Origin of the sequence: Rothia sp. P13129 (assembly GCF_048512865.1) — a bacterium.
In the GTDB taxonomy this organism is placed as follows: Bacteria; Actinomycetota; Actinomycetes; order Actinomycetales; family Micrococcaceae; genus Rothia.
The window spans coordinates 273,436-285,373 of the sequence record NZ_JBLXYA010000001.1 but is presented as its reverse complement, the minus strand read 5'-3'; the positions used below and the strand labels follow the sequence as shown (position 1 = coordinate 285,373).

Below are 11,938 nucleotides of genomic sequence, written 5' to 3'. Positions count from 1 at the left end.
CCAGCTAACTGGTGAGCACCCTCTGTCTGATATGTCGCTATAAAACTTTTAGTCAACTTTAAAAAAGCTGATGGGTGTTGTGCCCTTTTGTCCAAGGCATACGAGAATGAAATCTGAAATAGGCAAAAGTGTAAACAACTGCAGAAAAAATACCGCAGACAACAAGAATGAAAAATGTTGTTTTGAGGATAGCGGCCATACTCTGTAACTCCATGCCAGAGCGCCCAGTCACCATAATCGCTACAGCGATTGCAACCATAAAAGAAACAATCGCAAGGTTTCGGGGGAGCTTTTCTACTGTTTTTTGAGACATCAAAACCTCCTTGAGATGTAACTAACCTAACATCACACAAGGTTTTTAGTCAACCTACTTAGTATTTTCTTCTGGTGCCAACATCCACTACCATAAGAAACCTTCCGCCTATTTACCGGCACAAACAAAGACGAGTAAGGTAGTACCGTGAAAAAAATTCTGCAACAAATCCCCGGGTTCTCCACACCAAAAAACACTACCGAAGAACACCGCCACGAAAACACCGCCACCACACACCAACCAGAAGAAGCCCCCATCTACCTCATCTCCATGGCAGGCTACCCCAACTACGGCGACGAACTCATCACCCGCAGATGGCTCGAATTCTTTGCAGAACACAAACCCAACACCGAAATCTGGCTCGACGTTCGCGAACCCGGAACAGCCAGCGCCCTCTTCAAAAACATCCACCCCAATCTACACGTTGTCAACACCGTATTCCGCGCCATCTTCGAATACGAACACAACCTCAACCGCCACCCTAGCGAACTCATCAAAACACTCGGCTCACCACGCTTCGACGCAGGACTACTCCAACTACGCCGAGCCGGAACCATACACCTCCTCGGCGGCGGATTCATCAACAATGTCTGGCCATCCAACGCCCTCATCATCGAAACCATGCAAGCAACAGCCCAAGAAACCGGAGCGCGACTCATCGCCACCGGACAAGGACTCATGCCACGCATCACCGAAAACTTCACCGGATTCTCACACATCAGCGTACGAGACACCCCCAGCTCCTACGCCCTAGGCATTACCCGCGGACTCGACGACGCCTACCTCATCAACCCCAACACTCTCACCCAAAACACCGCAGAATTCTCACCAGAGAACACACAGCTCTACCTCTGCGTCCAAAACGATGCTGTAGAAGACGGACAACACCAACGAATGCTTAACTTCGTCCGCGCACAAGTCAAAAAACTCGACATACCCCGCGACAACATCCACTACGTCGAAGCAATCCCCGGCGCCGACTACGCCGGATACGAAGCACTACAAGACATTGTTAACCCCCACGGATTTATCTCCTTCCAACAATTCTGGGACGAAGACTTCACTTTCTCACCAGAACAACTCTGGATAACTAGCCGATTCCACCACCACCTCATGGCATCTCTCGCCGGTGCTCGCGGAATCGCACTGAGCGGAAAACCCGACTACTACGACGTTAAACACCAGTCCCTACTCGAGCTAGGAAGTCGCTGGAAACTCTCTAACGCAGATTCCCAAGAACTCTACGACTGGGACGACCTCACCGCACCCGAAGACATGACCCAATACGTACACACTAAATACGCACAAGCACAACAGCTCTATAACGTCACCAACACATAAATATCTTCACCACAAAACGATGAGGGTCGATAGCCTAACCAGCTATCGACCCTCATCGTTTAGAAGAACTAAAAATAGCACCTTCTGTTCAAACGTTTAGTGTAGGAGCCCCTCAACAACACCCATGCTGAAGTAAAGCACAAAAGCACCAGCAACTGCATACATGAGCGGATGGATGTCGCGGGTACGACCCTGAACCAGACGAATAAAGACGTAGCAAATAAATCCGGCACCAATACCATCAGCGATGGAATAGGTGAAAGGCATCATAATAATCGTCAAGAACGCCGGAATGCCAAGACCCCAATCTGTCCAATCAATATGAACAGCCTGACGAACCATCAAGAAACCAACAACAACCAAAGCCGGTGCGACAGCCTCAAATGGAACAATATTAACCAGCGGAGAAATGAAGACCGCAAGTAAGAACATCGCACCAGTAATCAGGTTAGCAAAACCAGTACGAGCACCATCGCCGATACCCGTTGCTGATTCAACATAAATCTGGTGAGAGGAGCTTGAAGCGCCACCGCCGGCAACAGAACCCAAAGCATCAACCAGAAGAACCTGATTGATTCCTTCAATCTTTCCGTCCTTACCAAGAGTGCCATTCTCAGCAGCAAGACCAACAGAAGTGCCCATCGCATCAAAGAAGACTGCTAACAAGATAGAAAATACAAGCAAGGATGCTGCTGCGCCGCTCAAAGACTGGAACGCACCAAAAAGATCAGCTGAACCGATAAGAGACAAATCAGGCAAGCTGAACCACTGAGTAGGAACACCCGGAACCATCAAAGACCAACCCGTTGGCGAATCAATAGAAGACCCAGAAGGCGCGACTGTTTCAAGGAAAATGGAGAGCGCGGTTGATGCCACTACTGAAATCAGAATAGCTCCACGAACATTACGAATAAATAATGCAATGGTGAGGAACAAACCAAAGAGGAAGACGACAGTTGGCCAACCCATAAGATGGCCACCGACACCAAAGGAGACAGGAACGGTGGTTCCTGCTGCGTCTGGCATACGGCGCACAATACCGGCATCAACTAAGCCAATAAAAGCGATAAACATGCCGATACCAACAACAATAGCGGTTTTGAGGCTTTGCGGTACCGCGTTAAAAACTGCGGTTCGGAAACCGGTAAGCACCAACAAAAGCATGATGATACCTGCCCAAACAACAAGCCCCATAATCTGGGGCCACGTAAGGTTTGGGGTGGTTGCAATGGTTGATGCGAGCAGGGCGTTAACGCCTAATCCTGCTGCCATTGCAAAGGGCTGACGTGCCCAAATGCCCATCATGATGGTCATGATGCCGGCGATAAGAGAAGTAACAGCTGCTACTTTCTCTGGCCCGAGGACGTTGCCTGCAGAATCTGCTCCAGTACCAATAATGAGGGGATTTAGTACCACGATGTAGCTCATGGCGAAGAAGGTTGCGAAACCACCTCGAATTTCTGTTCCGAAGGTAGAGCCTCGCTCAGTAATTTTGAAGAAACGGTCTAACCCATTAGTAGGGGTGGGTGCCGATGCGGATGCGTGAGCCGCGGTGTTCTCAGAAGACATTCGTTGAATCCGTAGTTACTCTCGTGTGAAGGGGAACAAAAGCCCCAAAAATGAAGAAAGCGTTAACGATGCGCAAATGCGCAATGTCAACGCTGATAATTACCTGATAATAATACGTCTTGAGGGGCTATTTTGTGGTAAAACCTGCCGTAATTTTCGAGAAAACCTTGATAAAAATACAGTAATGCTTCCAAAGGGCACATGAAGGTTACCTTACTAGCGAATTACTTAGACAACCCTATAGAACTCACAGCAAATACAGGGTTACTTTTGGTGTTGCCAGACTGCTAGTGTAGACGAGAAGAAAACCGTTAGTTCTTGGTCTATAGACATACCCTGAAGGACACCCTCGTGAGCGTATATCCTGCTATTTCAGAGCTGGCATGTTCTGCCCAAGCTGTTGTTGAGACGTCTCGTCCTGCACGATACGCAAAACAGCTGATATCGCATATGTGCCATAAAGTCCCTTGTGAAGAAATAGTTGATGGCCATCGAATCACTTTTAACCGAGAAGGTATTTTTAGTGGCTATGGTGATGTTCTCGTGACAGATATTGCCGGTGAGACGAAACTTGTTTTATGGGCATATGCAGAGGACAAAGAGCGCTTAGAACGCGTTAAGGGTGTTCTTATTCGACATCTAGAACGTTTTGGTGAGCGTGAGGGGCTGAGTGCTCATTTTAGCGTTTGAGAATATGTTGTAACATATCGTCAGAGACGTGAACAAAAGTTCATTTGACAAGGTGTTTTAATGAAATATCGTATTTAATGAATCCTAAATCGTTGAATACTATTCGCCAGAATAGTATTCGTCTCATTTAGGAGGAACACCATGCTGGATTTCTTCGCAATCCGCAAAGCCCCACCGTCTGGCCTATCTACCAGCGAACAACGCAAACTCTGGCTCCGAGAATTCCTTAAAGCCTTCTTCGTTGTGTTCTTGGTGTACATGTCAATGTACCTAATCCGCAACAACTTTAAAGCCGCTCAACCGCTCCTTAAAGAAGAATACGGGCTAAGCACCCTCGAACTGGGCTATATCGGTCTAGCGTTCTCTATCACCTACGGTTTAGGAAAAACCCTTGTTGGGTATTTCGTAGACGGCAGAAATTCTAAACGTATCGTTTCTGCACTGCTCGTCTCTGCCTCCCTCATGGTTCTGCTCATGGGACTATTACTGAGCGCATTCGGCTCTGTGATCGGTATCTTTGTGGTGCTATGGGGACTCAACGGCGTCTTCCAAGCTGCTGGTGGGCCTGCCTCATACTCGACTATTTCACGGTGGACACCGCGTGAAAAACGAGGACGTTACCTCGGCTTCTGGAATGCTTCACATAATATTGGCGGCGCTATTGCTGGTGGTCTTGCCCTATGGGGAGCGAACGTCTTTTTCAACGGTCACGTTGTTGGTATGTTCATTTTTCCTGCGCTGATTGGTCTCGCTATCGGTATTGCAGGTCTTTTCATCGGCAAAGATGACCCCGAAGAGCTTGGCTGGAACCGTTCAGAAGAAATTTTTGACGAACCCATTGAAGAAGAAAACACCCAATCTGAGTCTTTGACCAAATGGCAGATTTTTACCACCTATGTTCTCAAAAACCCGTGGATTTGGATTCTATGCACTTCAAATATCTTCGTGTACATCGTGCGTATCGGCATTGATAACTGGGCGCCACTATATGTGAGTGAAGAACTGAACTTTAGCACTTCAGACGCGGTGAACACGATTTTCTTCTTTGAGATTGGTGCCCTCGTTGCAAGCATGTCGTGGGGCTACATCTCTGACCTGCTCAAAGGGCGCCGTGCACTGGTCTCTGTTGGTTGCCTTTTCCTCATCTTCTTCGCCGTCGGACTCTATAAGAACGCCCATAGCGTGGCAGAAGTTAACATTGCCCTCTTCTGTTTAGGTGCGCTCATCTTTGGCCCACAGTTACTGATTGGTGTTTCCTTGGTGGGCTTTGTCCCTAAACGTGCAGTCAGTGTAGCAAACGGCATGAGCGGTACTTTCGCTTATCTTCTAGGGGACTCGATGGCAAAGGTTGGCTTAGCTGCCATCGCTGACCCTGAGCGTTCTGGACTTACCGTCTTTGGCCATGTGCTACACGGCTGGGACTCTGTATTCACCGTATTCTATGCTGCCTTGATCATCGGGATTATCCTTCTGGGCATCGTTGCTTATGGTGAAGAACGCAAGATTCGTCGTTTACAAAAAGCTGAGCAATAAACAGGCTTATCTTTGATAAAAAGCGGTGTTGTTGTGATGAGATTTCATCACAACAACACCGCTTTTTGCTATTCGGGGAAACCTGCCGAGTACACGTTTTATCCTTGCTATTTTTTAGAATACAGAGCGAGTTGAGCACCCTAACACTAAAAAATAAATATTATGAATATGTAATATGCCGTTGTGTCTCCATAGGAATAAGCCGATGACTAGCCGTATTCGTGGAATAATTCTCATTGCCCTTGCCGTAATTGTAGGGTTGATCATGCTCTTAAACCCCTCACTAATGTTCTAGAATCAGTTCAGCTCTTTTGGGTTTTCCTCACCTATACGTGGTTCGCTCTCGCCGTACTTCTGAGCATCATCTATGTCTTCACAGAGACCCTAAAACTCGGACCAAACATTCCCCTAGCCGTCTCCCTGTTGCTTGGCGGAGCTGTCTCTATGTATACAACGGCTTTTGCCCGCCGGGCAGAGAACACCATCTCTATGGTGTTCTCAATTCTCTGGTTGCTTACCTTTTGCCTCATTGGAATTATTGAATTCAGGCAACGCTCTCGCACTAATCAGTCATTTTAAACAAGCCCAAGAACATTCCCATGAGCCACAACGCTACGCCGAGAACACAACAACGAGACCGGCGGCTTCACCACGTTATACTTCTTATCAAAACTAGCAAACTATTAGATGTACGAGCTGTTGCACCAGAATTTCGTCTCACCCGCAACGCTTATTTCCTCACCTAGCAGCATCACTGCTCGGTGAATATAATGTAGTAAACGTAGCAGCCTACTCGATCGCCTTAGCTTATCTATAACTCTAAATATAGTAGGAACAAAGCTACCCAAGAAAAGAAAAATCTACCTACTCAAAATGGGGAACACTATTATCTAAATCCTGCAGAATCAAGTAAAGAAGACCCTTCTTCAAAGCAAGAGAGAGGCAATTTTCTCAACCATTAATTATTGAACAACTTTAAAAACACCACGCATAGGTCTATCGTCAAAGTTCCAATGCTTCTCACCAATAATACTCTTAAAATCAGATATACGCAGATTTAACTGCTTCATCAATAAACCAGGAGTCCAATTAAATTCGGATAAGCGACCCAAAATACGAGGAATCGCAGTTGGTTTCACCGGATAAAGGCACTGATTCAACTCAATAATATCTCGCGCTGTGCCATTCAACTTCTTATACCAAGCCGTCGCACGATCCTTTGAAATATCACCAACCTTAGCAGCCCGAATAACAAAACTCTTCGGGTGTAGACCCCAATAAGTAGCAAGTCTTAAAAGATCATCAACCTTATCCGTACGAATTTTCAAAAAATCATCACAAACCAGCTCGTAGGGTGCTAACAACTCACCTGCAAATATATCGGCTCGTTGTTCAATGTCTTTAGCGTTTTCCAACAGTGGTGAAGTCTTATCCAAAACAAGATGAGCGAATTCATGAGCTAATGTGAAACGCTGAGTAACAGTCAAAATTTTATTCGATAACATAATCATAGGAGCCGAATCTTCTAGTTCCCAGAAAGTCGCTCCAGCCACCTTCTCAACATTAATAGGCATATCGGTAATAATGATGCCTTCACGCTCTAGTAAACCGGCCAAATCATTAATTGGCTCGTTGCCAACGCCCCAACGCTCACGAATGAGCTGGGCCGCACCAATAGGACCTCTCGGGGTATTTTCCACGTTGTATTGGGGGAATGTCGGTTTCCTAGGTTGCTTTGCGATATCTAAAAGAGAATTGAATATGTGAACTCTGAGTTCTGCCTCAGACTCAAGGCGGGAGACAACTTTCTTGGGGGTTCTATATTTACGAAACATTAGCCCTTCAGCGCTGACCTCTGGCAGAGTCTTTGTCATTAGAGATACGGGGACATCTAGGAGATTTGCGTAGTTCTCTAAATCTTCTCCAGTTAGTTTAAGCTTGGCGTTCTCAATTTTTGAGACCCAGCCTTTCTGTCGGCCAATCTGATTTGACGCCCATTCCATTGTATAGCCACGCCTGAGGCGCAACTTCTTTGCCGTTTCTGGATTTACTACAAGCTCAGGTGCTTCGTCAGACTTATTGGCTAAGTGGTTACTAAAATTTGCCATGAACGCCATCCCCTTCCTCGATGATTTTATAAATTGGCTTTACACACAACAACGGCGTCTATATGAAACAAATAGACACTATTTTAGTGCTTTTATCCAATTATTGCGAACCTAATTAGGGAGTCGCTGATACTTGTTTATGCAGTTTGCCTCTCTTCGCCTTCTTTTATGGTAAGGGATTTGTCTTCAACTGGTGCCATCATTGGCTCCTGAGAAGTGTCAATTTCACGACCAGCATTAGGTTCGGCAGCGGGCGTTTTTCCTTCGTTGCTAGCTTTTTCAAGCTTGGGGATATTTAAGCTTGTCGTCGCAAGATCAATCGCAGGAATCAACCATTCTGCACCTTCCTCCCACATTGCATCGGCCATTGCGAGGGCTTCTTTTATGTTTATTGAATAAGAGAACAACGTTTCACCTTTAGTTGGAAGTGGAGCCGTAAAATCAGCTCCGGTGATGTGGTTGTTCTGACCGACATGAAGGAAAAGTTGGCAGAAAGTGGTGTTTTTGTCGCCATGATGTTTGATGTCTTTGTTGTCTATGTTGAACTCTTTTGAGGGCAATACCTGCATCTTTGAGAATAAGGGGAGCTGGTCTTGTCTATACTCCTCTTTGCCGTAGATGAGGTTGTGGAAGGTTAGTTCTTGCTTGCGCTGAGACCCTCTGTTGGTGTTTTTGGTGTAGAAGATATGTAAGATTCCTTCTTCATCTTCTTTTGGCACTTGATACTCGCTCCACCCATCGTTATTGGGGTCAACAACTGTAATCTGCAACTCTGGGTGGGTCTTCGCGTACAAGTCAGCGCAACGTCGAGTTAGGATTGTGCCAAAGAGGCTATCTATCTTCTGGTGGAATGCTCCCTTAGAGTCGTTGTCTCGTTGGTTGTTGAGAAGTTTCTTTGTCGTTTTGCTGGTGACGCGGTGCGCTAGGATTCCGATCGCAGTTAGGAGCAATGCGATGTCATAGCGGGGGTTTTGTTTTTCCATGTTTTATCCTGTCTTTTGTTTCCTGTTTTGCACTTTTGAAAACATAGAATATTGTGTTAAAAAGTTTCACAAGTGCTCCCGTGTTAAAGTTACCAGTTGCTCAATTGTTCTGCAACAAGAAATACTTAAAATACAAAAATTAAGCATTCTAACGGGGTGATTGCCCTGACCCCTCGTAGATCAGTACCTGTACCACCCACTAGTCCAATGATTTAACTTCCTCGAAGAAATAAAAATTGACTGGCGGTATTCCATAACCTCGCTGTTGCAGAGTGTGCGTGCTAACAGGACACTCAATCATTCTCATAACCCATACGCACCAGCACCTTCTACCCAACATCTGGCTAGAAAAAGACATACGCTCTTTAAACACAAACCACACAGCATAAAAACCTCAGAACACAACAACCCAGCTCACGAAAGTTAAGTAAACCTAAGTTTTTAGAGGTTCAGCACACAAGAGAGTCCACACAGAGGCATCTGATAGGTAAACTAATGCCCAAGTGTGTAAATCATCCAGCCAGCCCCACCACATCAGGGAACTGGCACCGAAAGGAAAAACTGTGTCTGAAACACGCCCCCTGCGCGTTGCCGTCATCGGCTCTGGACCTGCTGGCATCTACGCGGCAGATATCCTCACCAAATCAAAAGAAGTCAAAAACGGTGAACTTGAAGTATCCATCGACATCTTCGACCGCTACCCTGCACCCTTCGGCCTCATCCGCTACGGTGTAGCACCCGACCACCCCCGTATCAAAGGAATCATCACCGCACTACATAAAGTCCTTGACCGCGGTGACATCCGCTTCTTCGGCAACGTAGAATACGGCAAAGACCTCTCCCTCGAAGACCTCCGCGAACACTACGACGCCATCATCTTCGCAACCGGCGCTATCAAAGACGCAAACCTTGACATCCCCGGTGTAGAACTCGACGGCTCCTACGGCGCGTCAGACTTCGTTTCCTGGTACGACGCACACCCCGACTACCCTCGCGAATGGCCACTTAACGCCCGCGAAATCGCAGTACTCGGCAACGGCAACGTAGCGCTAGACGTCGCCCGTGTCCTCTCCAAACACGCAGATGATCTACTCGTCACTGAAATTCCTGACCACGTCTACGAAGGACTAAAATCTTCACCAGTTACCGACGTACACGTCTTCGGACGCCGTGGACCAGCACAGATTAAATTCACCCCGCTAGAACTCCGAGAACTAGCACACTCCCGTGACGTAGACATCGTCCTCTACGAAGAAGACTTCCAATTCGACGAAGCCTCACAAGAAGCGATGGAAACCAACTCTCAAGTTAAAGTCATGATGAAAACCCTCAACAGCTGGCTTGAGAAACAAAAAGAAGAACCACAAACCGCATCCCGCCGACTACACCTACACTTCTTGCAATCTCCAGCAGAAATCCTTGGTGAGGACGGCAAAGTAACCGCCCTAAAGATGGAACGTAACGAACTCGACGGCAACGGTGGTATCAAAGGCACCGGAGAATTCGTTGAATACCCCATGCAAGCGGTTTACCGTGCTATCGGCTACTTCGGTTCAGAACTTCCTGAGGTTGGTTTCGACCCCGTACGCGGTGTCATCACCAACGTTGAAGGCCGCGTCGTCGATAATGAAGGGACACCTGTTCCCGGGCTATACGCAACAGGGTGGATTAAACGAGGCCCCGTCGGACTGATTGGTTCAACTAAATCAGACGCGTTAGAGACCATCACCCACCTACTATCTGACCGTGAGAACCTCTACACTGCTACTGAGCCATGCGCCGAGACCTTCAGCGCATACCTTGACTCTAAAGGCATCGAATACACCACGTGGGAAGGCTGGCATAAGCTGGACGAACACGAACGCGCACTTGGTGCTGCCGCGCAGGACGCTTCCGGTGAGCCACGCGCTCGCGTGAAGGTGACTGACCGTGAAGAGATGATTCGCATTTCACGTTCACTCTAAGATCTCTAACGTTTGGGCCTATCATGAGAATTCTCATGGTAGGCCCAAACTGTTAAGTTCTTTCAACACTAGGTAAGTAAACGGCGTAGCTGAGCGTTAAGAAATATCCCCTGAGGGTCTAGCTCTTTTCGGAGAGCGCAGAACCACTCAAAACGTGGGTAGAGTCCCTGAAGTTCTTCTGCACTATTGGTGTGATAGTGTCCCCAATGCGCTCGCCCGCCGTGTGCTTTGAAAATTGTCTCTAGTGTATTGAATGCTTGTTGTGGTGGTGTTTTCCAGTATTCACGTGCGCAGATGAAGACGGTGTCTTGTTGGTATGCCGGTGATAGTGCAATGTTATCTGCGGCTGCTGTACGAACCAGAAGCGGGTAGCTGAGGTGTTTGTTGCTGTCATGGTAGGAGGCGCGGATATCTTCCATGATGGTTGCAAGTTGGCTTCTGTTGAAAGCGTATTCCATGGTGTGGTGGCGGACTGTGCGTTTTTGTGTGTAGACCTGTGGCGCTAAATCTGCGTAACGTCTGTTGCCTTTGCCCCAGTTTGAGATGTTGTTGAGGATTGGTTTCGTTGCAGGCTGTTTATACCCGAGATAACTGATGAGGTGAAATGCTCCGTTATTGAGGGTGTTGTCGCCGAGATGTCTTCGGGCTTTGCTTAATACGGCGGAAGGGTTCATGTACCCATCGGTGAGTAACGGTAAGCGGGTAAGTCGTCGAGTTCTAACTTGTGAAGATCCTATGAACCATGTTGTTTCATAATGATCTGCGTTTGATGAACGCTCTGCGAAATGGTGGATGACGTCTTTGTACGCACGTTTTCGTTCTGCTGCGTGGAGTCGAAAGAGCGGTTCGATACGGAACGTCAGCGAGAAGATGATACCGAGGGCCCCTAGCCCGAGTTGTGCTGCGGTGAAGATATCGTTGTTCTTATGCGGGGAGCATGTGAGGACGTCTCCTTGAGCGGTGATAAGTGTCAGTTCTTGCAATTGTGTAGCGAAGATACCATAGGTGTTGCCCGTTCCGTGCATGCCTGTGGAGATTGCTTCAGCGAGGGTTTGTTCCCCAGTCCTTCCCATGTTGGTGAAGGTGAATCCGTGTTCTGCTAGGATTTTTGATGCTTCGTTAAGGGTTGTTCCGGCTAGAAACGTAGCTTGTTGTTGCTGCGGGTTGATGTCTGTGAGTCCGTTAAGCTGATTGAGTGAGAGTATGCGGGTTTCAGATTCTGTAATGTTTTTGGAGTCGTATCCTGTGTCGAACACGGTGATGGTTTGTTGGTGTTCGCTAGCATTTTTAATGGTTTTTTGTATTTCTTGAATATTTCGGGGCGCCATGGTGCGGTGTTCCTGTTTTTGTGTGTTCCAGCGATGTTGACGCATTGTTCCTCCCAATGTGGATAAAGTATCCTTTTCTATTCTCTCATTGGCTCTTGGATACTGGTTT

General features: G+C 47.3%; 10 protein-coding genes. 5 read left to right on the top strand and 5 right to left on the bottom strand.

Annotation, left to right across the window (positions count from 1 at the left end; all coding sequences use genetic code 11):
- Positions 1-58 precede the first annotated feature (58 nt).
- Entirely contained in the window at positions 59-313 is a 255-nt protein-coding gene (locus tag ACN081_RS01355) for a hypothetical protein (RefSeq protein ID WP_419106711.1), read from the bottom strand.
- 147 nt (positions 314-460) lie between these two features.
- Here ACN081_RS01355 and ACN081_RS01350 point away from each other — a divergent pair, with 147 nt between their 5' ends.
- Positions 461-1,654, top strand: a complete 1,194-nt coding sequence (locus ACN081_RS01350; RefSeq protein WP_419106710.1) for a polysaccharide pyruvyl transferase family protein — start codon at positions 461-463, stop codon at positions 1,652-1,654.
- 96 nt (positions 1,655-1,750) lie between these two features.
- Here the strand turns inward: ACN081_RS01350 and ACN081_RS01345 are convergent, their stop codons facing one another.
- Positions 1,751-3,223: an NCS2 family permease gene (locus ACN081_RS01345; protein WP_419106709.1), complete on the bottom strand. Its 1,473-nt coding sequence runs from the start codon at positions 3,221-3,223 to the stop codon at positions 1,751-1,753.
- Between the two features lie 351 nt (positions 3,224-3,574).
- Between ACN081_RS01345 and ACN081_RS01340 the strand changes: the two genes are divergently transcribed.
- From ACN081_RS01340 to ACN081_RS01330, 3 genes are all read left to right on the top strand, one after another.
- The gene (locus ACN081_RS01340) at positions 3,575-3,913 is read left to right on the top strand and encodes a DUF2218 domain-containing protein (RefSeq protein ID WP_419106708.1); all 339 of its coding nucleotides are present in this window, start codon (positions 3,575-3,577) and stop codon (positions 3,911-3,913) included.
- Positions 3,914-4,054: 141 nt separating this feature from the next.
- The gene (gene uhpT, locus ACN081_RS01335) at positions 4,055-5,446 is read left to right on the top strand and encodes a hexose-6-phosphate:phosphate antiporter (RefSeq protein WP_419106707.1); all 1,392 of its coding nucleotides are present in this window, start codon (positions 4,055-4,057) and stop codon (positions 5,444-5,446) included.
- Between the two features lie 599 nt (positions 5,447-6,045).
- Positions 6,046-6,192 (top strand): hypothetical protein, encoded by a 147-nt coding sequence (locus ACN081_RS01330; RefSeq protein WP_419106706.1) that lies wholly within the window; start codon positions 6,046-6,048, stop codon positions 6,190-6,192.
- A 216-nt stretch (positions 6,193-6,408) separates the two neighbouring features.
- Here ACN081_RS01330 and ACN081_RS01325 read toward each other — a convergent pair whose 3' ends face one another.
- Together ACN081_RS01325 and ACN081_RS01320 are read right to left on the bottom strand one after the other, a co-directional pair.
- Entirely contained in the window at positions 6,409-7,554 is a 1,146-nt protein-coding gene (locus ACN081_RS01325; RefSeq protein ID WP_419106705.1) for a helix-turn-helix domain-containing protein, read from the bottom strand.
- 137 nt (positions 7,555-7,691) lie between these two features.
- Positions 7,692-8,537, bottom strand: a complete 846-nt coding sequence (locus tag ACN081_RS01320; protein ID WP_419106704.1) for a hypothetical protein — start codon at positions 8,535-8,537, stop codon at positions 7,692-7,694.
- A 563-nt stretch (positions 8,538-9,100) separates the two neighbouring features.
- Between ACN081_RS01320 and ACN081_RS01315 the strand changes: the two genes are divergently transcribed.
- Positions 9,101-10,501 (top strand): FAD-dependent oxidoreductase, encoded by a 1,401-nt coding sequence (locus ACN081_RS01315; RefSeq protein WP_419103203.1) that lies wholly within the window; start codon positions 9,101-9,103, stop codon positions 10,499-10,501.
- A gap of 68 nt (positions 10,502-10,569) precedes the next feature.
- Here the strand turns inward: ACN081_RS01315 and ACN081_RS01310 are convergent, their stop codons facing one another.
- Positions 10,570-11,874, bottom strand: a complete 1,305-nt coding sequence (locus tag ACN081_RS01310; protein ID WP_419106703.1) for a D-arabinono-1,4-lactone oxidase — start codon at positions 11,872-11,874, stop codon at positions 10,570-10,572.
- Positions 11,875-11,938 lie beyond the last annotated feature (64 nt).